This window comes from Ponticoccus litoralis, from assembly GCF_039769985.1.
Lineage (GTDB): Bacteria > Pseudomonadota > Alphaproteobacteria > Rhodobacterales > Rhodobacteraceae > Ponticoccus > Ponticoccus litoralis.
Genome location: NZ_JBDNCH010000002.1, coordinates 2,746,628 through 2,769,149, shown reverse-complemented (window position 1 = coordinate 2,769,149; position 22,522 = coordinate 2,746,628). Strand labels below are relative to the sequence as shown.

General features: G+C 69.6%; 11 protein-coding genes and 3 pseudogenes. 9 read left to right on the top strand and 5 right to left on the bottom strand.

The window, feature by feature from the left end:
• Positions 1-2: 2 nt before the first annotated feature.
• Positions 3-2,846, bottom strand: coding sequence for a translocation/assembly module TamB domain-containing protein (locus ABFB10_RS14775; protein ID WP_347167077.1), 2,844 nt, complete (start codon positions 2,844-2,846; stop codon positions 3-5).
• Positions 2,846-4,648 (bottom strand): autotransporter assembly complex protein TamA, encoded by a 1,803-nt coding sequence (locus tag ABFB10_RS14770; protein WP_347167076.1) that lies wholly within the window; start codon positions 4,646-4,648, stop codon positions 2,846-2,848. Before ABFB10_RS14770 ends, ABFB10_RS14775 begins: the two co-directional genes overlap by 1 nt.
• Before the next feature lie 437 nt (positions 4,649-5,085).
• On the opposite strand from ABFB10_RS14770, the pseudogene ABFB10_RS14765 reads away from it, so the two are divergent.
• The 4 genes and pseudogenes from ABFB10_RS14765 to ABFB10_RS14745 all read left to right on the top strand — a co-directional run bounded on the left by ABFB10_RS14765 (position 5,086) and on the right by ABFB10_RS14745 (position 13,117).
• Positions 5,086-8,554: pseudogene (locus tag ABFB10_RS14765) on the top strand (transglutaminase family protein).
• A 1-nt stretch (position 8,555) separates the two neighbouring features.
• Positions 8,556-10,964 (top strand): circularly permuted type 2 ATP-grasp protein, encoded by a 2,409-nt coding sequence (locus ABFB10_RS14760; RefSeq protein WP_347167075.1) that lies wholly within the window; start codon positions 8,556-8,558, stop codon positions 10,962-10,964.
• Positions 10,965-10,967: 3 nt separating this feature from the next.
• Positions 10,968-11,846, top strand: coding sequence for a transglutaminase N-terminal domain-containing protein (locus ABFB10_RS24185; RefSeq protein WP_430523019.1), 879 nt, complete (start codon positions 10,968-10,970; stop codon positions 11,844-11,846).
• A gap of 500 nt (positions 11,847-12,346) precedes the next feature.
• The gene (locus ABFB10_RS14745) at positions 12,347-13,117 is read left to right on the top strand and encodes a histone deacetylase family protein (RefSeq protein ID WP_347167074.1); all 771 of its coding nucleotides are present in this window, start codon (positions 12,347-12,349) and stop codon (positions 13,115-13,117) included.
• 208 nt (positions 13,118-13,325) lie between these two features.
• On the opposite strand, the gene ABFB10_RS14740 is transcribed toward ABFB10_RS14745, so the two are convergent.
• Positions 13,326-14,333: a LacI family DNA-binding transcriptional regulator gene (locus ABFB10_RS14740; RefSeq protein ID WP_347167073.1), complete on the bottom strand. Its 1,008-nt coding sequence runs from the start codon at positions 14,331-14,333 to the stop codon at positions 13,326-13,328.
• Positions 14,334-14,487: 154 nt separating this feature from the next.
• On the opposite strand from ABFB10_RS14740, the pseudogene ABFB10_RS14735 reads away from it, so the two are divergent.
• From ABFB10_RS14735 to ABFB10_RS14715, 5 genes and pseudogenes are all read left to right on the top strand, one after another.
• Positions 14,488-15,545 (top strand): annotated as a pseudogene (locus ABFB10_RS14735) (sugar phosphate isomerase/epimerase family protein).
• On the top strand, positions 15,542-16,699 hold the full coding sequence (locus ABFB10_RS14730) for a Gfo/Idh/MocA family protein (protein ID WP_347167072.1): 1,158 nt from the start codon (positions 15,542-15,544) through the stop codon (positions 16,697-16,699). The pseudogene ABFB10_RS14735 and the gene ABFB10_RS14730 overlap by 4 nt, the downstream one beginning before the upstream one ends.
• Positions 16,696-18,196, top strand: a pseudogene (locus ABFB10_RS14725) (sugar ABC transporter ATP-binding protein). The gene ABFB10_RS14730 and the pseudogene ABFB10_RS14725 overlap by 4 nt, the downstream one beginning before the upstream one ends.
• A gap of 223 nt (positions 18,197-18,419) precedes the next feature.
• The gene (locus ABFB10_RS14720; RefSeq protein ID WP_347168028.1) at positions 18,420-19,412 is read left to right on the top strand and encodes an ABC transporter permease; all 993 of its coding nucleotides are present in this window, start codon (positions 18,420-18,422) and stop codon (positions 19,410-19,412) included.
• Between the two features lie 111 nt (positions 19,413-19,523).
• The gene (locus tag ABFB10_RS14715) at positions 19,524-20,474 is read left to right on the top strand and encodes an ABC transporter substrate-binding protein (protein WP_347167071.1); all 951 of its coding nucleotides are present in this window, start codon (positions 19,524-19,526) and stop codon (positions 20,472-20,474) included.
• A 355-nt stretch (positions 20,475-20,829) separates the two neighbouring features.
• Here ABFB10_RS14715 and ABFB10_RS14710 read toward each other — a convergent pair whose 3' ends face one another.
• Positions 20,830-21,585 (bottom strand): iron ABC transporter ATP-binding protein, encoded by a 756-nt coding sequence (locus ABFB10_RS14710; protein ID WP_347167070.1) that lies wholly within the window; start codon positions 21,583-21,585, stop codon positions 20,830-20,832.
• Positions 21,582-22,502 carry an iron chelate uptake ABC transporter family permease subunit gene (locus ABFB10_RS14705; protein ID WP_347168027.1) on the bottom strand — a complete coding sequence of 307 codons (921 nt, stop codon included), beginning with the start codon at positions 22,500-22,502 and terminating at the stop codon, positions 21,582-21,584. The genes ABFB10_RS14710 and ABFB10_RS14705 overlap by 4 nt, the downstream gene beginning before the upstream one ends.
• Positions 22,503-22,522 lie beyond the last annotated feature (20 nt).

Below are 22,522 nucleotides of genomic sequence, written 5' to 3'. Positions count from 1 at the left end.
GGTCAAGGCGCGTCTCGCCGCCCAGAAGCGAGATCCACCTGACCCATGCCGATGGCGACGCCGCGCGCGGTGGCGATGGCCTCGACCGAAAGCGGCCCCTGCAGCACCTGCCCCTGCGCCGTCACATCCGCCGTGGCAGAGCCCGCCAGATCGCGTCCGGCCAACCGCGAGAACCGCGAAAGCTGCGGCACATCCGCCGTCAGGCGCCCGTCCACGGCAAGGCTGTCCAGATCCTCCGGCGCCTGCGGGTCGAAGCCCGCAACGGTGCCGGTAAAGCTGGCATTGGCCGCGCCCTGCGTCTGCAGCCGGGTGACGGTGATCGTGCCGTCTTCGGCCCGGGCGGCATCGAGGTCGATCCGGCTTGCCCCCTGCAGCACCGGGTCGATGGCCTCGAGCCCCAGCACCGCGTCCTGCGCCGTGGCATTGCCCGTCACCGTCAGCGGCCCCTGCATCACCGGCCCGTCCACAGTCAGGTCCACCGAGGCCGCCCCCGACATCGACCGCCCGGTCACGCCGGAAAAGCGCCCGAGGTCCGGAACGGAGGCGGTCAGGCGTCCATCCACGTCCAGCGTTTCAAGGCTGTCGCCCATCACGATCCCCGCGAAAGAGGCATCGGTGGCGCCGTCGATCTCCAGCCGGGTGATCTCCATCCGACCGGTATCCGTGCGGCTGCCCATGAAGCGGATGCCATTCTGCCCCGCCAGCAGGGAATCCACCGCCGGAATCTGCACCTCTACGTCCCGCGTGGTGCCATTGGCGGTCAGGTCGAAGGTCAGGGCCTGCGGGTTGCCCGTGCCCTCGATCACCAGTTCGGCGGACCCGCCAAGGTCGCGCCCCACCAGCTCGGAAAAGGCGCCCAGCCGCGTGACCATGGCCTCGGCCCGCCCGGCGATCTGCATGCCCAGAGGCAGGTTGGTCTGGATGTTGCCCACGTAGTTGACGCGCGCCGCGCCGGGGATCGTCACGTCGGCGTCGATATCGAAACTGTCGCCGGTCTGGCCCAGCGTCGCGACCAGCGTCGACGCCCCCGAGAGACCGGGCAGCACGTCGCCGGTCTCGTTGATGACCGCGTCCAGCCGCGCCGTGCTGGCGCCCGAGGCGAGGCGCGCGGTGCCGTTGATCTCTGCCGCCCGCGTGGCGATCCGCAGCGGATCGACCACGAGGCCCTCTTCGTTGCGCCGCGCCTGAAGCGCAACCGACCCGACACCCGCCAGCAGCGTATCCGCCTGCGGGATGCCAAGCGCCAGGTCGCGCGTGGTGCCGCGCACATCGATGTCGAAGGCCCCCGAGCGCGGCTCGAGCCCGCCGTCGATGCCCAGTTCGGCCCCGCCCGACAGCGCCAGCCCCGCCAGCGCGGCAAAGCGCGACAGGTCTTCGGTGCGCAGGGTGATGTCGGGCGACACGATGGGATTGAGCGTGTCCAGCGCCGAGACGGTGACGGCCCCGGTCACGCCGTAGTCGCCGCCCGCAAGCTCGATCTCGTCCAGGATCAGCGGCGATCCCGGCTGCCAGTCGAACCGCAGCGCGCCGCGCAGGCTGTTGCCGACCGCCTGCGCCAGCGCCGCATCCGTCAGATCCAGCCCCGAGGCGTTCAGGGCAAGCGACCCGTCGACGCGGTTGGTCTGGCGCGAGATCTCGCCGCCGCCGGTCAGCGACAGGGTGTCGATCTGCATCGCCGGCTGGCGCAGGCCCGCGACACGCGCCTCCAGCCGCCAGCCGTTGCCCGCGCTGGCGTCGAAGGTGCCCGACAGGGTGGCGGACTGCACGTAGGTGTCGGCGCCGGAAACCGGCAGCAGCACCTCGTCGCCCGAGGGCGGCACGATGCGGCCCTGAAGGTCCAGCGTCTCGGGCCAGCCGTCGGCCCCGATGGCCGCCTCTCCGGTCAGGGTCAGGGCCTGCGCGCTCAGCTCCAGCTCGTTCAGCGCGACGCGCCCGTCGACGTCCTGCGCGACCTCGGCCACCAGCCGCACCTCGTCGCCGAGGAAGTCGCGGTAGGCCGGGGCCACGACCGGCGCGATGTCCCCGCCGATATCGACACGGAAGCGGCGCGCCTCGGTCTCGGCATCGGCACGCAGGATCACGTTGCCCGCAAGGCGTTCCTGCCCGTCGGTGGCCAGCTGTAGCTGTGCATCGAAATTGTCGATCGGGCTGTTGCCCTCAAGCGTCAGCGCCAGCGAGGGCCGCCCCGGCAGGTTCAGCAGGTTGACGACGATGCCCTCTTCGGGTTCCTGCACCGAAAGGGTCAGCCCCAGCACCCGCGAGGTATTGCTGTAAGCGCCGCGAAAGGCGATCTCGCCGCCCTTGTCCAGCCGCTGGACCTGCAGGTCCGCCTGCCCCTCGCCATCCGCCAATTGCGCCGTGCCCTCGACGGTCAGCGACGCGGCTTCGCCGAACAGCCCCTCGCCCAGGTTCACCCGCGCCAGCGACAGCTCTTCCAGCACCAGCGAGACCGGCAGGTCCGGCAGGGAAAAGGGCGCCGAGGCCTCGGGCGTCGGAACCGCGCCTTCCGCCGGAAGCGGCAGGCGCGGCAGGTCGATCTGCGCGGCAGTGAGTTCCTCGATGTCGATGGCCCCGCGCAGCAGCGCCGAGCGGTTCCAGGTCATCGCCACGTCGGAGATGGTCAGCCAGATGCCGTCCGGGTCGCTGACCGTGATTTCCTCGATGGTGGCACGCGAACTCAGCGCACCCGCGAAGCCCACGATGCGGACGCTGCGGCCCTCGCCGGACAGCGCGTCCTCCAGCAGCCCCTGGATGAAGCCGCGGTCCGTTTCAGCCTCCTGCGCCGGCAGCATGGCGGGCAGGCACAGGGCCATGAAAAGCGTGAAAACGCGCGTGAGGTAAGTCATCAGAAGGCCTGCCCGATCCCGATATAGATCTGAACCCCGTCGCCGGTATCGCCCTGCACCGGCCCGGCCACGTCGAAGCGGATCGGACCCACGGGGGTGTCGTAACGCAGCCCCAGCCCGGCACCGGAATGCCAGTCGCCGCTGCCGTCGTAGAAGCTTTCGGGGCCGACGTAGCCGGTGTCGAAGAACCCCACGACGCCGATCTTGTCGGTCACGTCGACGCGCAGCTCTGTCGAGAGCGCGACGAAGCTGCGCCCGCCAAGGCTGTTGCCGCCATAGTCGACGTCGAGCGACTGGTAGGGATGGCCGCGCACGGTGCCGCCGCCGCCGGAGTAATACAGGTCGTTCGGCGGGGCATCGGCTGCGTCCGGTCCGACCAGCGAGCCCAGTTGCAACCGCCCCGCCAGCACCACGGCCTGCGCCTCGCCGAAGGCGCGGTAGCCGCGCGTGTCCAGCGACACCCGCGCGCCGGGCTGGTCGTCGTTGAGCATGTAGAAAGGCTCTGCCTCGACCTTGAGGTAAAAGCCCTCGGTCGCGTTCAGGGGGTCGTCGCGGCGGTCCACGGTCAGCGAGGCCGGGACGCTGAGCACGTTCAGCACCCGCGTCGGTTCGCCCGGCAGGTAGAGGTCGGTCACCCGCGAGCGCATGTAGGTGATGCCGAGATCCCCGGTCACCTGGTCCGAAAACTCGCGCGAGGCGCCGATGCCGATCTCGAACTTGCGCGAGATGTAGTCGGGCTCTTCCTCGTACTCGAGGTCGGTGAAAAGGTAGGCCAGCGTGTCGGGGCCATAGACCGCGGGCCGTTCCAGCCGGGCGGTGATCTGGTAGTCGGGTTTCTGCCCGCCGACATTGCCAAGCTGGCGCGCCTGCCCGTCGACGCGGAACCGCTCGGCCCCGCCAAGGAAGTTGCGGTGCAGCCAGAAGGCAGAGACCGCCAGCCCTTCGTTCGACGACAGCTCCAGCCCGGCGCCGAAGCGGCGCGGCTTCTGGTCGACCACCTCGATGAAGATATCCATCGAGGCATCGGGATTCACGGTCTCGGATTCCGTCACCTGGACCGAGCGGAAGGTGCCGGTGGCGCGCAGGCGCTCTGCCGCCTTCTCGACGTCGTCCGGCGAAAAGGTCTCGCCGCGCGGGATGCCCGCGATCTGACGGATGCGCGGCGCCTTCACCGCGCTGTCAGAGGTCACGATCACGTCGCCGAAACTCAGTTTCTGGCCGGGATCGACCCGAAGCGTCACGTCCAGCTGCGACTCGCGGTGGCGCGCGGCGATGTCCTGCCCGGCCAGATCGGCCTTGGCGTGGCCCTCCTCGCGCCAGCCGTCGATGGCGCCGCTGGCCGCGTCACGCACCACGGTCGCCAGTGCGGGCTGACCGGTTCTGAAGCCCTCGGGCCGGTCGCGGCCATGCGCCAGCGGCGCGATATCGGCGCGCCCGAAGGTGAAGGCAGAGCGCGGCTCGACCGTCACCGTGACCGTCGAGATCCGCGCCGGCACGGAGAGCGGCGAAATCTCGGCCGCCTCGCGCCCGTCGACGCGGATATTCACGACGGCGGAATAATAGCCCAGCGCATAGAGCGTTTCGACAAGGCGGGCATAATCGCCCTGCGCCGCAGAGAGGATGTCGGGGGTATCGTCGATATCGCGGGACTTCAGGTCCACCAGCAGCGAGGCACCGCGCAGCGCCCCGACAAGGTCGTCGTTCTTTTGCCCGACGAGGCGGAATTCCAGATTGTCCAGCGCCTGCCCCTGGCCGCCAAGCCCCATGACCACAAGCGCCGCAGCCGCGCGTTTACCCCACATGCATGTCCCGTCCGTTGTTCGGATTGTTTTTCCCCAGTCGCGTTCACCCTAGAGCATGTCACGCCACGGCAAAGGGCAAAAGGGGATTTCCGGCGCTTTTGCGCGCAGATCCGGGTGCCCGAGTCACGGTTTCGTCAAGACCTTGCAGGCGGGCGCGGGGAACGGCCTTTCTGCCCTGCCGCCCCTGTCGGAAGGATGTTTCCCGCAGCGCGACATTCGGGGTCGAGAGGAAGGCCGTTCCGGCCCCGTCGCGCAAGGCCGCCACGACCGCCACGACCGCCCGGGACACCGGCCGCCCCGCCTGCACAAGAAACAGGCATCGGGCTCGCCCGCCTGCCTCCCCGGGGGCCGCTCTCGCCGCACCGCCCCTGCCCTGCGGGTTTACACAGGTGCCCTTCCGCGCTCTATCCTTGGGGGACAGGAGAAACGGACATCCGATGGCCATCACTGCAAGCATTCGCCACCTGACGCATTACAAGTACGACCGCCCGGTCAGGCTGAGCCCGCAGATCATCCGCCTGCGCCCGGCGCCGCATTCCCGCACCCGCGTCATCTCGCATTCGCTGAAGGTCGGCCCCGAGGGGCACTTCGTCAATCACCAGCAGGACATCTACGGCAACTGGCTGGCGCGTTTCGTCTTCCCCGAGCCGGTGACCGAATTCCGGATCGAGGTCGATCTGGTCGCGGACATGACCGTCTACAACCCCTTCGACTTCTTCCTCGAGGACGTGGCGAAGGACTGGCCCTTCACCTACCCCGAAGAGATCGCGGGCGACCTTGCGGTCTACCGCAAGACCGAAGAGTTCGGCCCGACCTTCCAGACCTACCTCAAGGGCATCCCGCGCAAGACCATGGGCACGGTCGATTTCCTTGTCGAGGTGAACGCCAAGCTCGAACAGCACATCGACTACCTGATCCGCATGGAACCGGGCGTGCAGACGCCGGAAGAGACGCTGGCGAAGGGGTCGGGCTCGTGCCGCGACACATCCTGGCTGCTGATCCACCTCTTGCGGCATCTGGGCTTCGCCACGCGCTTCGTCTCGGGCTACCTGATCCAGCTGAAGCCGGATCTGGACGCGCTGGACGGTCCCTCGGGCACCGACCACGATTTCACCGACCTGCACGCCTGGTGCGAGGTCTACCTGCCCGGCGCGGGCTGGGTGGGCTCGGACCCGACCTCGGGCCTGCTGACCGGCGAAAGCCATATCCCGCTGGCCGCCACGCCGCATTATTCCAACGCAGCCCCCATCGTCGGCGGCTTTTCCGGGCACAAGGACACCAGGACCGACTTCGACTTCGCCATGACGGTCACCCGCGTCGCCGAACACCCGCGCATCACCAAGCCCTTTTCCGAGGAAAGCTGGCAGGCGCTGGATGCGCTGGGGCAAAAGGTCGATGCCGAGATGGCGAAGGAGGACATGCGCCTGACCATGGGTGGCGAGCCGACCTTCGTGTCGATCGACGACTTCGAGAGCGGCGAGTGGAACACCGCCGCCGTCGGCCCGATGAAGCGCGGGCTGGCCGACGACCTGATCCGCCGCTTGCGCGACCGCTTCGCGCCCGGCGGTTTCCTGCATTACGGTCAGGGCAAGTGGTATCCGGGCGAGACCCTGCCGCGCTGGACCTTCTCGCTGTTCTGGCGCCGCGACGGCCAGCCGGTCTGGAAGAACCCCGCGCTGATCGCCCGCGAGACCGCCGGGGACGCCACTGCCGAACAGGCGGGGCAGTTCATGAAGGCCTTCGCGGGCAACCTCGGGCTGGAGGAGGACTACACCCTGCCCGCCTACGAGGACCCGGCGGAGTGGATCCTGAAAGAGGCCGAACTGCCGCTGAACGTCACGCCCGAGGATTCGCGCCTGAAGGACCCCGAGGCGCGGGCGCGCATCGCGCGGGTCTTCGAGCGGGGGTTGACCACGGCCTCTGGCTTCGTGCTGCCGATCCAGCGCTGGCAATCCAAGGCATTGGGCCGCCGCTGGCGGTCCGAGAAGTGGCAGACCCGGCGCGGGCACCTGTATCTGATCCCCGGCGACAGCCCCGTGGGCTTCCGCCTGCCGCTGGGCACCCTGCCCTACGTGCCGCCCTCGTCCTATCCCTATACCTACCCCGCCGATCCCACCGTCCCGCGCGAGGATCTGCCCGATTTCCACGCCGAGATCGCCGAACGCCGCCGCGCCCTGCTGGAGGAACTGGAACGCATCGCCTCCGAAGAGGCTGCCGGCAAGGCGGGCAAGAAAGGGAAGAAGAAGGGCAAGGGCGGCAAGGACAAGGGCAAGCTGGTCGAACCCGAGCAGACCCCGGGCCGCAGCCAGCCCGTCAGTGCCGCGCGCGAGCTGGGAGAGCGGCAAGAGGTGCAGCAGCAGCACTTCGACCCATTCGAAGGCCCCGTGCGCACCGCCATCGCCATCGAGCCGCGTGACGGGCGGCTGTGTCTGTTCATGCCGCCGGTCGAGACGCTCGAGGATTACCTCGACCTGATCGCCGCCGCCGAGACCACCGCCGAAGAGCTTGGCCTGCCGATCCACATCGAGGGCTACGCGCCCCCGCAGGACCCGCGCCTGAACGTGATCCGCGTGGCCCCCGACCCCGGCGTGATCGAGGTCAACGTCCACCCCGCCGCAAGCTGGGAGGACTGCGTCGCAATCACCAATGGCGTCTACGAGGAGGCCCGGCAAAGCCGTCTTGGCGCCGACAAGTTCATGATCGACGGGCGCCACACCGGCACCGGCGGCGGCAACCACGTCGTCGTGGGCGGCCAGACGCCGGGCGACTCGCCCTTCCTGCGCAGGCCCGACCTGCTGCGCTCGCTGATCCTGTACTGGCAACGGCATCCCTCGCTCAGCTACCTCTTCAGCGGCATGTTCATCGGGCCAACCTCGCAGGCACCGCGCATCGACGAGGCCCGCCACGACAGCCTCTACGAGTTGGAAATCGCGCTGTCGCAGATCCCCGACCCGGGCGACGAGGCGCCACAGCCGCAGCCGCTGGCTGGTGGACCGCCTGCTGCGCAACATCCTGATCGACGTGACCGGCAACACCCACCGCGCCGAGATCTGCATCGACAAGCTCTTCTCGCCCGACGGCCCCACCGGGCGGCTGGGTCTGGTCGAGTTCCGCGGCTTCGAGATGCCGCCCGACGCGCGCATGTCGCTGGCCCAGCAACTGCTGATCCGGGCGCTGATCGCGCGCTTCTGGAAAGCCCCGATCAAGGGCAAGCCGGTGCGCTGGGGCACGCAGCTGCACGACCGCTTCATGCTGCCGCATTTTGTCTGGGCCGACTTCATGGACGTGCTGCGCGACCTCTCTGACCACGGCTACGACTTCCGCCCGGAATGGTACGAGGCCCAGAAAGAGTTCCGCTTCCCCTTCGCCGGAGAGGTCGAGTATCAGGGCGTGCACCTTCAGATCAACCAGGCGCTGGAGCCCTGGCACGTGCTGGGCGAACGCGGCGCCATCGGCGGAACGGTGCGCTACACCGACAGCTCGGTGGAACGCATGCAGGTGCAGCTGACCACGCTGAACCCCGACCGCTATATCGTGACCTGCAACCGGCGCGCCGTGCCGCTGACCGACACCGGCGAAAGCGGCGTCAAGGTGGGCGGCCTGCGCTTCAAGGCCTGGCAACCCGCCGACGCGCTGCACCCGGTGCTGCCGGTCAATGCGCCGCTGGTGTTCGACATCTTCGACACCTACGCCGGGCGGTCCATCGGCGGCTGCACCTATCACGCGGCCCATCCGGGCGGGCGCAGCTACGACACCTTCCCGGTCAACACCAACGAGGCCGATGCCCGCCGCCTTGCCCGCTTCGAGAAGTTCGGCCACACGCCGGGCAGCTTCTGGCCGGCACCGGAACAGAGGCACCCGGAATTCCCGATGACTCTGGACCTGCGCCGCGCACCGGGGATCTGAGATGGACGAACCCGCCACCCTGGACGAGGGGCTGGACGCGCTTCTGGAAAGCTACCACCCGCCCGAGGGCGTGGCGGACGAGCTTCTGCGGGCCGATGGCAGCATCCGCCCGGGGTGGGAGCCGCTGATCACCCACCTTGCGCGCCACGACCCGGCCGATATCGCGCAGGATTTCGCCCGCGGCGACCAGTACCTGCGGGATGCGGGCGTCTACTTCCGCCACTACACCGCCGAAGGCTCGACGGTGCGCAACTGGCCGCTGAGCCACCTGCCGGTGATCATCGCCGAGGAAGAATGGGATACGCTCGCCGCCGGGCTGGCGCAGCGCGCCGAGGTGCTGGAAAAGGTCATGGCCGACCTCTACGGCCCCGGCGACCTGGTGCGGCGCGGGCTACTGCCCGCCTCGCTGGTGGCCTCGAACCCGGAATGGCTGCGCCCCATGGTGGGCGTGCAGCCGCGCGACGGGCATTATCTGCACGTGCTGGCCTTCGAGGTCGGGCGCTCGCCGGACGGCGGCTGGCTGGTGCTGGGCGATCGCACGCAGGCGCCATCCGGCGCGGGCTTCGCGCTGGAAAACCGCATGGCCACGGCGCGGATCTTCCACGACTTCATGCCCGACGCCAACGTCCGCCGCCTTGCCGGGTTCTTCCGCGAGTTCCGCGACGCCATGAACGCGCTGCGGCAGGACGGCGAGGGGCGCGTGGCGATCCTGACACCGGGGCAGCACACCGACACCTATTTCGAACACGCCTATATCGCGCGCTACCTCGGCTTTCTGCTGCTGGAATGCGAGGACCTGCGCGCCGTCGACGGGCGCCTGATGGTGCGCACCATCAACGGGCTGGAACCGGTCAGTGTGCTCTGGCGCAGGCTCGACTCGCGTTCCGCCGACCCGCTGGAACTGGACGAGACCTCGGCGCTTGGCACGCCCGGCCTTGTCGGCACGCTGCGCAACCGCTCGGTGTCGATGCTCAACGCGCTGGGGTCGGGGGTGCTGGAGGCACGGGCGCTGATGGCCTTCCTGCCGCGCATCGCGCAGGCCCTGACCGGTGCGCCGCTGGCGCTGCCCAATATCGCAACCTGGTGGTGCGGCCGGGACAAAGAACTATCCTACGTCCGCGAGAATTTCGAGAAGATGATGATCGGGCGGGCGATGTCCACGCAGCTGCCCTTCGACATCGACAGCGCCACGGCGCTTGGCGGCAGGTTCCGCTCTTCGGCGCATCCGCCGGTGCGTCAATGGCTGGACGCCGAAGGCCACGATCTGGTGGCGCAGCAGGCGGTGACCCTGTCGACGACGCCCGCCATGATCGACGGCCAGCTTGTGCCGCGCCCGATGGTGGTGCGCGTCTTCGCCGTGCGCACGCCACAGGGCTGGACCGTCATGCCCGGCGGCTACGCCCGCATCGGCAAGACCGAGGACCCCACGGCGCTGGCCATGCAGGCGGGGGGATCGGTCTCGGACGTCTGGGTGACGGGCGGGAAACCCGCCGATTTCGACTCGCTGGTGGCGACGCGCAAGGGGCCGTTCATCCGCCGGATGCCGGGCCGCCTGCCCGCGCGCGCCGCCGACAACCTGTACTGGCTGGGCCGCTACGTCGAGCGGGCCAACGCGCAGATCCGCGCGCTGCGCGCCTATCACCTGCGGCTGGAAACCGCGGGTCCGACGCCCATGCCAATGATGCGCGAGCTGGGCAAACACCTCGCCACCTTCGGCAAGGCCCCGGACCCGGCGACCCAGCCGGTGCCGGCCTCCCTGCTGGCCCTGATGGATGCCACCGGCTTCTGCGCCGGCAAGGTACGCGACCGCTTTTCCGACGACGGTCTGCACGCGCTCGACGACCTCTCGCAAGAGGTCCGCCGCATCGCCAAGGACAGCCGCCCCGGCGAAGAGACCGCCCGCAACATGGGGCGCCTGCTGCGCATCCTCGCGGCCTTCGCGGGGATCTCGAACGACAACATGTTCCGCTTCTCGGGCTGGCGCTTCATGACCATGGGCCGCGCCGTGGAACGCGGCATCCAGATGTGCAGCCTGCTGCACCGCTTCGCCACGCCCGAGGCGCCGCAGGGCAGCTACGACCTGTGCATCGAGATCGGCGACAGCGTCATGACCCACCGCCGCCGCTACTCGGTCGAGATCAACCGCAACACGCTGATCGACCTGCTGGCGCTGGACCCGGAAAACCCGATCTCTCTGGTCTTTCAGGTGAACCTCTTGCGCGCACAACAGCTTGCCCTGCCGCACCGGCAGTTCACCACCCAGCTCAGCCCGGTGGCGCGGGCCCTCCTGACGCTGCACACCGACCTGTCCGTCGCCTCGCCCGAGACCACGGGCACCGATGATTTCCTGACCCTGCGGTCCGAGCTTTGGGCGATCTCGGACAGCATCACCGCGCAGTACCTGAGCTGAGCCATGTCCCAGCTCTACGACATCACCCTCGCGATCCACTACCGTTACCAGAACCCGGCGCGTTCGGCCCGGACGCTGCTGCGGATGCAGCCGCTGAACCGGCCCGACCAGCGGCTGGTGTCGGGCCTGCTGACCATCGACCCGGCCCCGGCGACGCGCCGCGACTGGACGGATTTCTTCGGCAATGCGATCTGCGAGGTCGCCCATGACGCGCCGACGGACCGGCTGACCTTCCGCTACAGCGGGCGGGTGGAACGCATAGGCGTCCCCGAGGGGCTCGACCTGTCCTGCCCGCTGGCAGCGCTTGGCGAGGAGATGGCAGAGATCGGCGACCTCGGGCCGGGTGCCCCGCATCATTTCATCGGCGCATCCGAGCGCGTGCAGCCGGTGCCCGAGATCACCGCCTTTGCCCGCGCCGTGACCGCTCCGGCGATGTCGGCGCTGACGGCGGTCCGAGGCGATCTCGCGGCAGATGCACGCCGAGTTCGACTTCGACCCGACCGCCACGGACGTGCGCACCGACCCCGCCGAGGCCTTCCGCAACCGCCGGGGCGTCTGTCAGGACATCAGCCATGTCACCATCGCGGCGCTGCGCGCGGTCGGCATCCCGGCAGGCTACGTCTCGGGCTTTCTGCGCACCGTGCCGCCCGAGGGCAAGCCCCGGCTGGAAGGCGCCGACGCCATGCACGCCGGGTCCGCGCCTGGTGCGGAACAGAGCTGGGCTGGGTACAGATCGACCCCACGAACGACATGCGCGTGGGCACCGATCACGTGATGGTGGCGCTGGGGCGCGACTATGCCGATGTCGCCCCGGTGCGCGGCACCCTGACCAGCGCGGGCGCACACGACACCCGGCATCACGTCGACGTCGTGCCGGTCTAGATCGAGCAGGCCTCCCCGCGCCGCTGCGGCGCCTGCGGCGTTCAAAGCCGGTTCGAACCGGCTTTGAACGGCCTTCGAAGGCCGTTCCCCGCACGCGCCGCCGGGCCTTCCGCAGGGGCCGCCCCGCGGTTCCGGGCCGGGTGCCGGATGGGTCTGCGCCTCCCGCCCGGACCGCTTGACAGCCGGGCACGGGCACGAAACCCTCGCCCGGACGCCCAGCCAAAGGACCCCTGCCCCGATGCACTGTTTCTATGCCCCTGAGACAGAGGCCCACGATCCGATCTTCCGCCTGTCCCATGGCGCCGTCGCCCGCAATGCCGAACAGGCAGAGCGCGCGCGCCTGCTGCTGGCCGGGCTGGAGCGGCTGGGGCTTGCCACGGTCTCGCCTCCGTCGGCGCCGCGCAGCGTGCTGGAGGCGGTGCACACGAAGCGCTTCACTGGCCTTCCTCGAAACCGCCTGGGCCGAGTGGCAGCGCCTGCCCGGCGCCGGGCCCGAGGTGGTGGCCAATGTCTTTCCGCGCGGCGCGCCGCTGACCTACCCCGACAGCGTCGTGGCGCGGGCGGGCTGGCATATGGGCGACACCTCTGCCCCCATCGGGCCGGAAAGCTGGCAGGCCACCTGCCGCGCCGCCGATTGCGCGGTGGCCGCCGCCGAGGCGGTGCTGGCGGGCGCCCCCGCCGCCTATGCGCTGTGCCGCCCGCCGGGCCACCACACCGGGGCCGAGGTGGCCGCCGGGCACTGCCTGCTGAACGTCTCGGCCATCGCCGCGGCGCATCTGCGCGGCGCACACGACCGGGTCGCGGTGCTGGACATCGACGTGCACCACGGCAATGGCACGCAGGAGATCTTCTACGACCGCAGCGACGTGCTGACCCTCTCGGTCCATGCCGAGACCCGCGCCTATTACCCCTTCTTCACCGGCTACGCCGAAGAGACCGGCACCGGCGCCGGAGCGGGGTTCAACCTGAACCTGCCGATGCCCCGCACGACCCGGGACGACGCCTGGATCGCCGCCATCGAGGCCGGGCTGGCGCGCGTGGCGGATTTCGCCCCGGGCGCCCTTGTGGTCAGCCTCGGGCTGGATGCGCATGAAAACGACCCGCTGCAGGGCATGAAGATCACCTTCGACGGCTTTCGCCGCGCCGGGCGGCTGATCGCCGGCAGCGGCCTGCCCGCGGTGATCGTGCAGGAAGGCGGCTATCTCTCGCCCGACCCGGCAACCGCGCTGGAGGCCTTCCTCTCGGGGGTCATGGCGCCCGGCGCGGGCTGAAGGCCGGGCCGGGACGCAGCCCTGTTCCGAGGAAAGGTTGCGGCGGATGTGCCTTCCCGGAGCGGCGAGGCGGGGCGCGGCCCTCTCGAAGCCATGGGCTGGCTCTGCCCTGTGAGCGGCAAAGGGGGCTCTGCCCCCGGCTGCGCCCTCCCCCCGCGGTATTTGCGGGACCGAAGAAGACATGTGCGCGCCTTGAAGGCGGCGTGGGTCAGCCCGGCGGCGGGCCGGCGCTGCCGCGGCGGATGAGTTCGACCGCGATGATCTCCGAAGGCGCGTCGCGGCTGTTGCTTTCGATCATGGTCAGAAGCAGTTCGGCGGCGCGCACGCCGATCTGCGTGCGCGGCTGGCGGATGGTGGTCAGGCCCGGTGCGAGGTGCTGGGCGATCTCGATATTGTCGAAGCCCACGACAGAGACGTCGCCCGGCACGTTCAGGCCCGCGCGCTGGACCTCTCCGATAAAGCCGGTGGCCATCTCGTCCGAGGACAGGAACAGCCCGGTCGGACGGTCCGTCAGCGCCAGCCGGGCCCGGGCGGCGGCAGCGCCGCTGTCCATGGTGAAATCGCCTTCGAGCACCCAGGCGGGGTTCTGCGGCAGGCCGAGCGCGCGGAGCGCGTCGGAAAAGCCCGCCAGCCGGGTCTGCGTCAGCACATTGTCCGGCGGGCCGGTCACATGGCCGATGCGGCGATGCCCCAGCTCTGCAAGGTGGCCCACCGCCAGCGCGCCGCCGCGGGCGTTCTCGACCCGGACCGAGGGCAGCGTGCTGCCCATCCATTCGCAGGCCATGACGATGGGCGGGCGCGCGGGGCTGGCCAGCACCTCCGCCGACAGCGTGCCGTCCAGCAGCACCAGCCCGTCCGCCTGCCCCGAAGCGAGGTAATGCGCCAGCCGCGCGTCGGCGTCCGGCCCGGACTGCGTGTCGGCGATCAGCATGCCGTATTCGGCGGGCGTCAGGACCGAGGACAGCCCCGCGAGGATCTGCGCGAAGAAGGGATTGGCGATATTGGGCAGCAGCACGATCACCGAGCCGGTGCGCTGGCGCCGCAGGTTCGAGGCCGTGGTGTTCACGCGGTAGCCGGTCTCGGCCACGGCGCTCAGCACCGCGTCCCGTGTCGCCTTCGTCACCACCGCGGGCTTCGACAGGGTCCGGCTGACGGTGGCGGTCGACACCCCCGCCACGCGGGCAACATCCTGAATCGTGGCGGTTCTGCGGTCCATCGGCGTCCTTTCGCGGTGCTCCACAATGGCCCGTAAAATTTCCCTTGTAAACGATTGCAACCTTTGTCAGGCTCTCATGTAAACGATTTCATGACCACCGCGAGGGGAGACGCGGCGTCACGAAGAGCCGGGCAACCGGCCATGGGAGGACATCTTGAAGACCATCAAGGGCCCTGCGCTGTTCCTGGCGCAGTTCGCGGGCGATGACGCGCCCTTCGACAGCTGGGACGGCATCACCACATGGGCCGCCGGTTGCGGTTACGAGGGCGTGCAGGTGCCCAGCTGGGACGCCCGGCTGATCGACCTTGCACAGGCCGCCGAGAGCAAGGGTTATTGCGAGGACTGGGCTGGCAAGGCGCAAGAGAACGGCGTCACCGTGACCGAGCTGTCGACGCATCTTCAGGGCCAGCTTGTCGCCGTGCACCCCGCCTATGACGCGGCCTTCGACGGCTTCGCAGCCCCCGAGGTGCGCGGCAACCCCGCCGCCCGGCAGGCCTGGGCCGTGGATCAGGTGGAAAAGGCCATCCGCGCCTCGGCCAATCTTGGCCTGACCGCGCTGCCCACCTTCTCGGGCGCGCTGGCCTGGCCCTACATCTACCCCGGCCGCAGCGGCCCGCGGGCCTCGTCGAGGCTGCCTTCGACGAGCTGGCCAAGCGCTGGCGCCCGCTGCTGGACCTGGCGGACGCCCATGGCGTGAACCTCTGCTACGAGATCCACCCCGGCGAGGACCTGCACGACGGCGCCAGCTACGAGATGTTCCTCGAGCGCGTGGACAACCATGCCCGCGCCATGATGCTGTATGATCCCAGCCACTACGTGCTGCAATGCCTTGATTACGTGGCGCATCTGGACACCTACGCCGAGCGCATCGGCGCCTTCCACGTCAAGGATGCCGAGTTCAACCCGACCGCCAAGCAGGGCGTCTACGGCGGTTTCCAGTCCTGGGTGAACCGCGCCGGGCGGTTCCGCTCACTGGGCGACGGGCAGGTGGATTTCGGCGCGATCTTCTCGAAGCTCGCCGCGATGGATTTCGACGGCTGGGCGGTGGTCGAGTGGGAATGCGCCCTCAAGCACCCCGAGGACGGGGCCCGCGAGGGGGCGCAATTCGTGCGCGACCACATCATCCGCGTGACACCGCGCGCCTTCGACGACTTCGCGGACGGCGGCACCGACGACGCCGCCAACCGCCGCATGCTGGGGCTGGACAGATGAGCAAGTTCAGGGACCGCAGCGGACCGATCCGCCTAGGCATGGTGGGCGGCGGACAGGGCGCGCTGATCGGCGCCGTGCACCGCCTCGCCGCGCGCATGGACGGGCACTACAGGCTGGTCGCGGGGGCGCTGTCCTCGACACCCGAGAAGGCGCGGGCCTCTGCCGCCGAGCTGGGCTTGCCCGAGGACCGCAGCTACGACGACTTCACCCAGATGGCCCGGCGCGAGGCGCGGCTGAAGGACGGGATCGAGGCGGTGGCCATCGTCACGCCCAATCACATGCACCTGCCCGCCGCGCGCGAGTTCCTGCGGCGCGGCATCCATGTCATCTGCGACAAGCCGCTGACCGGAACGCTCTCGGACGCCAAGCGGCTGAAGCGCGCAGCCGACGCCTCGCAGGCGCATTTCATCCTGACGCACAACTACACCGGCTACCCGATGGTGCGCGAGGCGCGCGCCCGTGTGGCATCCGGCGCGTTGGGCGAAATCCGGCTGGTGCAGGTGGAATACGCGCAGGACTGGCTGGCCGAGGCCCCTGCCCCCGACAACAAGCAGGCCGACTGGCGCACCGATCCGGCGCGCTCCGGCGCGGGCGGGTCGACCGGCGATATCGGCACCCATGCGTGGAACCTTGCCCGCTTCGTGACGGCGCTGGTGCCCGAGGCGCTGGCCGCCGACCTGCAAAGCTTCGTCCCCGGGCGGCGCGTGGATGACAACGCGCAGGTGCTGCTGCGGTTCGCGGGCGGCGCGCGCGGGTCGCTCTGGTGCAGCCAGGTCGCGGCGGGGCAGGAGAACAATCTGCGCCTGCGCGTCTTCGGCACCAAGGGCGGGCTGGAATGGCGGCAGGAACAGCCCAACGCGCTGCATGTCACGCCTCTGGGCGGCACGACGCAGGTGGTGACCCGGGCCTCCGCCGCGACCTGCGAGGCGTCCCGGCGCATGACACGCATCCCGCCGGGCCACCCCGAGGGCTTCCACGAGGCCTTCGCCAATATCTACGCAGAGGCCGCCGCCGCCATCCGCGCCGCCCGCACCGGCGATCCGGTCCCCGAGGGCGTGCTCTTCCCGACGATCGACGACGGGGTCGAGGGCCTGCGCTTCGTGGATGCCTGCGTGCGGTCCTCGAAACGCGACGCCGCCCGGGTGAAGCTGTGACAGCCGTCCTCGCCGCAAAGGGGGTGACCCGCAGCTTCGGCCCGATCGAGGTGCTGCACGGCGTCGACTTCGACCTGCGGCCCGGCGAGATCCACGCCCTGATCGGCGAGAACGGCGCGGGCAAGTCGACGATGATGAAGATCCTCGGCGGCTACCTCTCGCCCACCACCGGCGGGCTGGAGCTGGACGGCACCCCCGTCACCTTCGCCGACCAGCGCGCGGTACGAGGCGGCGGGCATCCTGATGATCCATCAGGAATTCAACCTCGCCCTGCAACTGACGGTCGAAGAGAACCTCTTTCTGGGCCGCGAGAAACGCCGCGGCCCCTTCCTCGACAGCCGCGCCATGATGGCCGAGGCGCGCGAATGGCTGGCCCGGCTCGAATGCCCCGTCGATCCGCGCGCCCGCGTCGCCGACCTGTCGGTGCCGAACCGCCAGATGGTCGAGATCGCCCGCGCGCTGGGGCGCAATGCCCGCGTGCTGATCATGGACGAACCCACCGCCGTGCTGACGGGCCGCGAAACGGATGTGCTGCTGAAGCAGATCGAGCGGCTGAAGGCGCAGGGGACGGCGATCCTTTATACCAGCCACAAGCTGGACGAGATCGCCCGCATCGCCGACCGCGTCACCGTGCTGCGCGACGGCACCCATATCACCACGCGCCCCGCCCGGGGCTTCACCGAACACGCCATGGCAGAGGCCATGGTGGGCCGCGACCTGACCGACCTCTACCCGGCGAAACCCGTGCCCTCGGAGGATATCGTGCTGAGGGTCGAGGATGTCACCGTCCCCGGCCATGTCCGCAACGCCTCCTTCACTTTGCGGCGCGGCGAGGTGCTGGGCTTTGCCGGTCTCGTCGGCGCGGGCCGCACGGAACTGATGGAAGGCATCGCGGGCCTGCGCCCGATCACCGGCCAGGTCGAAATCAACGGCAAGCCGCTGAAACCCGGCTCGGTGCTGGCGGCACGCGAGGCGGGGCTGGTCTACCTGACCGAGGACCGCAAGGAAAAGGGCCTGCTTCTGGGCAAGGACCTGACCGAGAACCTGACCCTTCTGGCGCTCGACCGCTTCGGGCGCCTGTTCATCGACAAACCCGCCGAGGACCGCGCCCTGACGCAGGCCACCGGGGAATTCGACATCCGCGCCAAGGACCGGACCATGCTGGCGGGCAGCCTCTCGGGCGGCAACCAGCAGAAGCTGCTCTTGGCCAAGACCATGCTGGCCGAGCCGCAGATCGTCATCATCGACGAGCCCACCCGCGGCATCGACATCGGCACCAAGCAACAGATCTACGACTTCATCGCCGCGCTGGCCACGCAGGGAAAAAGCGTCATCGTCGTCTCCTCGGAACTGCCCGAAATCATCGGTCTAGCGAACCGCGTCATGGTCATGGGCCGCGGCCATATCGCCGGGGAACTGACAGGCGACCAGATCACCGAAGACGCCATCCTGCGCCGTGCCATGGGCGTGGGGGAGCTTTCGGGGGATGCCGCATGATCCGTCACACGGGCCCGCAGATGCATCGCCATGGGGGCTCCGCCCCGCTGCTGCGCAGCTCCCCGGGATATTTCAAGACAGAAGAAACCCGCCACCGCAAACCACGCCGGGTGATCGTGAAGAGCGCCCCTGTGCTTCTTCTTGGTAAAAATACCTCTCTCCCCGGCCAGCCACAGCCGCAGAGCCGACCGACGCCCCGCACCGGAGCCATTTCATGACCGACATGACCGCCACAACCGAGGCCGCGCCGCGCCGCCGCCTTTCGCTGCACACGCTGGGCCCGGTGCTGGCGCTGATTGCGCTGGTGATCCTTGGCGCCTCGCTGAACTCGAATTTCCTCGGCGCGGCGAACCTGACCAATGTGCTGGCCCGCTCTGCCTTCATCGGGATCATCGCCGTGGGCATGACCTTCGTCATCACCGGCGGCGGCATCGACCTGTCGGTCGGCTCCATGGCGGCCTTCGTCGCGGGGGTCATGATCCTTGCCATGAACGCGCTGATCCCCAGCCTTGGCATCGGCGTGCCGCTGATCGCCGCCGGCATGGCCGTGGCATTGCTGGCGGGCCTTGCGGCGGGGCTCTTGAACGGGGTGCTGATCGCCAAGGTCGGGATCGAGCCCTTCATCGTCACGCTGGGCGCCATGGGCATTTACCGCTCACTGACCACCTGGCTGGCGGATGGCGGCACGCTGTCGCTCGACTTCGCGGCGCGCAGCTTCTACCGGCCGGTCTATTACGACGGCATCCTCGGCGTGGCCTGGCCGATCATCGTCTTCGCCCTCGTCGCGATCCTTGGCGAGATCGGCATGCGCAAGACCCCCTTCGGGCGCCACTGCGCGGCGCTTGGCGCCAACGAGCAGGTGGCGAAGTATTCCGCCGTCAAGGTCGACCGGGTGCGCATGGCCACCTACGTGCTGCTGGGCGGGCTCGTGGGGCTGGCCACCATCATGTATGTGCCGCGCCCGGGCTCTGCCTCGGGCTCGACCGGCGTGCTCTGGGAGCTTGAGGCCATCGCCGCGGTGATCATCGGCGGCACCGTGCTCAAGGGTGGCTTCGGTCGGGTCTGGGGCACCGTGGTCGGCGTGCTGATCCTCAGCCTGATCGACAATATCCTGAACCTCGCCTCGATCGTTTCGCCCTACCTGAACGGCACGATCCAGGGCGTCATCGTCATCCTTGCCGTCGTCTTGCAGCGGCAGGGCAAGAGCGCCGAGTGACCGGCGCCTGAACGGCCCGCCGGGCAACCGGCGCAACACAAGACCCGCCGACCCCATCGGCAAACGATACGACCCGCCGGGGCAACCGGCAGAACATCAGGGAGGACTACCATGAACCGCAGAACGCTTTTCAAGGGCGCGGCCCTCGGGCTGGCGCTGACCGCCACCCCGGCGCTGGCGCAGGAGACCATGACCGTCGGCGTCGCCATCCCCTCGGCCACGCATGGCTTCATGGGGGGCCTGAACTACCACGCGCAGGCCGCCATCGAGCGTCTCGAAGAGACCTATCCGCAGCTCGACTTCGTGCTCGCCACGGCGGGGGACGCCGGAAAAATGGTCAACGACATCGAGGACATGGTCGCCACGCGCAACATCTCGGCGCTGGTGGTGCTGCCCTTCGAATCCGAGCCGCTGACCGCGCCGGTGCAATTCGTCAAGGAACAGGGCATCTGGGTGACGGTCGTCGACCGCGGCCTCTCGGTCGAAGGGATCGAAGACCTTTACGTCGCGGGCGACAACCCGGGCTTCGGGCGCACCGCGGGCGAGTACTTTGCCGAGACCCTCGGCGAGGGCGACAATATCGTCGTGCTGCGCGGCATTCCCACGACGCTGGACAACGAGCGCGTGGATGCCTTCACCGCCGCCATCGAGGGCTCTGGCATCAACGTGCTGGACATGCAGCACGGCAATTGGAACCGCGACGACGCCTTCAACGTGATGCAGGACTTCCTGTCGAAATACGACGACATCGACGCGGTCTGGGCGGCGGACGACGACATGGCCATCGGCGTGCTGGAAGCCATCTCGCAGGCCGGTCGCAACGAGGAGATGTGGGTCGTCGGCGGCGCCGGCATGAAGGAGATCATCGCCCGCATCATGGACAAGGACCCGATGCTGCCGGTCAATGTGACCTACCCGCCCGCGCAGATCGCCACCGCGATCGAGCTGACGGCGCTGGGTCTGGTGTCCGACACCCCGGTCTCGGGCCGCTTCATCATCGGCAGCCAGATCATCACGCCGGAAAACGCCGAGAACTTCTACTTCCCGGACAGCCCGTTCTGATCGGGTCCGAGGGGTGACAGGCGAAGGGCGGGCCCGGGCTCGCCCTTTTGCCGTTCCGGGGGTGCGGCACGTCGCAGGGTGGGCCTCAGCGCCCTGCCCTCTGGCAGGACGAGGCCCCGCCCGGTGAGGCCACGTGCCCTGCCCTGCGACTGGACGGCGCCCCCCGGCGCAATGACGAAACCCGGCCCGAGGCGGGGCGGCATCGCCCCCAGCCCGGGGCGGGACCGCAAAACACCCGCGCGCTGCCCCGCTCCGATTGCGTCACCTGCCACCGGGCGCCGACCCGCGCGTGCCGCAATCCGGCGCCACCGCCGTCATGCGGGGCCGACCCGTCCGGCACCGCCCATGCCCCGCCCTAGCGGGCCACCACCACGGGCCGCCCGGCGTGTTGCAGGATCTCGAAAGGCGTGTCGAAGATCGCGCCCAGCCGGGGGCCGGTCAGCACCGCCTCTGTCGCCCCCTCGGCCATCACGCAGCCGTCCTTCATCGCCACCACCCGGTCGGCCCAGCCCGCCGCCGCGTTGATATCGTGCAGCACGATCACGATGCTGCGCCCGGTCCCGCGCGACAGTGCGTGCATCCGCGCCATCAGGTCGCGCGCGTGCCGGGGGTCGAGCGCGTTCAGCGGCTCGTCGAGGAACATCCACGGCGTCTCTTGCGCCCATGTCATCGCCACGAAGGCGCGCTGGCGCTGGCCGCCCGACAGCGTCTCGATCCGCCGGTCCGCCAGATCGCCAAGGGCGAAGGCCGCCAGCGCCTCGCGCACCACGCGGCGGTCCTGGTCGGTGACGCGGCCCCGGTGATGCGGCCAGCGGCCAAAGCTCACCAGTTCCGCGACCGACAGGCGGCTGACCACCGTGGGGGATTGCTGCAACAGCGCCACGCGCCGCGCCCGGGCCTCGGGCTCTGCGGTGACCGGGTCCATGTCGCCCAGGGCCACCGACCCGCCAGAGGGCCGCAGCAGCCCCGAGAGGCAATGCAGCAGTGTCGACTTGCCCGCCCCGTTCGGGCCGATCAGGGCGGTGATCCCGCCCTCGGGGATGGTCAGGTCGAGGCCGCGCAGGATCTCTGCACCGCCGACCCGGTAGGTCAGTCCCGATACCCGGATCATGTCCGCACCTTTCTCAAGACGAGGGCGAGGAAGACCAGCCCGCCGAAGAATTCCACCACCACCGCCAGCGCCGATTGCATGCCCAGAAGCCGCTCGAAGACCGCCTGCCCCGCCACGAGGATCACCGCGCCGATCAGTGCCGAGGCCGGGATCAGCACCGCGAGCCGGTGGGTGTCGCAGATCTGCCGCGCAAGGCTGGCCGCCAGAAGGCCAAGAAAGGTGATCGGCCCGACCAGCGCCGTCGAGACCGAGACCATGGCCGCGATCAGCACCAGCGCCCGCATCACCACCCGGTCGTGGTTCAGCCCCAGCCCGCGCGCCGTGGCCCGGCCCAGCCCGGCCACGTCCAGCGCCGGGGCCATCCGCAGCGCCAGCCCCATGGCCAGCGCCAGAAACGCGCCCGCCACGGCCATCTGCCCGCCGTCGACGCGGTTGAACGAGGCCACGACCGCCTGCTGCACCACCGAGAACTCCGCCGGGTCCAGCATGCGCTGCACCATCTCGGACAGCCCGCGCAGCAGCACCCCGAGGATCACGCCGGTCAGGATCATCCGCGTCACATCCGCCGCATCGCGCCGCAGCAGCACGCCAAACAGCGCCATGGCCGCCGCCATCAGCACCCCGGTCTCAAGCACAAAGCGCAGCGCCTCGGGCACCTGCGCCAGCCCGACGCCGCCCAGGGCCGCCACCAGCAAGGTCTGCATCAGCACGAAGAGCGCGTCGAAACCCACGATCCCCGGCGTCAGCAGCCGGTTCATCGCCACGGTCTGGAACAGCACCGTTGCCGCGCCGGTTGCCGCGCCGACGCAGATCAGCGCCGCCAGCTTGCCGCCCCGCAGTTCGAGGATGAACCCGTAGGGTGCGCGCAGACCCCAGAGCAGGAAGAGGGCCGACAGGACCGCCAGCAGGCCCGCCATGACCCAAAGCCGGCCTGCTG

Excerpts from the sequence above, each read along its gene's own strand:
- ABFB10_RS14730 (WP_347167072.1), top strand. The coding sequence starts at position 15,542 with ATGAGCAAGTTCAGGGACCGCAGCGGACCGATCCGCCTAGGCATGGTG.
- ABFB10_RS14760 (WP_347167075.1), top strand. The coding sequence starts at position 8,556 with ATGGACGAACCCGCCACCCTGGACGAGGGGCTGGACGCGCTTCTGGAA.
- ABFB10_RS14740 (WP_347167073.1), bottom strand. The coding sequence starts at position 14,333 with ATGGACCGCAGAACCGCCACGATTCAGGATGTTGCCCGCGTGGCGGGG.
- ABFB10_RS14710 (WP_347167070.1), bottom strand. The coding sequence starts at position 21,585 with ATGATCCGGGTATCGGGACTGACCTACCGGGTCGGCGGTGCAGAGATC.
- ABFB10_RS14720 (WP_347168028.1), top strand. The coding sequence starts at position 18,420 with ATGACCGCCACAACCGAGGCCGCGCCGCGCCGCCGCCTTTCGCTGCAC.
- ABFB10_RS24185 (WP_430523019.1), top strand. The coding sequence starts at position 10,968 with ATGTCCCAGCTCTACGACATCACCCTCGCGATCCACTACCGTTACCAG.
- ABFB10_RS14775 (WP_347167077.1), bottom strand. The coding sequence starts at position 2,846 with ATGACTTACCTCACGCGCGTTTTCACGCTTTTCATGGCCCTGTGCCTG.
- ABFB10_RS14705 (WP_347168027.1), bottom strand. The coding sequence starts at position 22,502 with ATGGCGGGCCTGCTGGCGGTCCTGTCGGCCCTCTTCCTGCTCTGGGGT.
- ABFB10_RS14715 (WP_347167071.1), top strand. The coding sequence starts at position 19,524 with ATGAACCGCAGAACGCTTTTCAAGGGCGCGGCCCTCGGGCTGGCGCTG.
- ABFB10_RS14770 (WP_347167076.1), bottom strand. The coding sequence starts at position 4,648 with ATGTGGGGTAAACGCGCGGCTGCGGCGCTTGTGGTCATGGGGCTTGGC.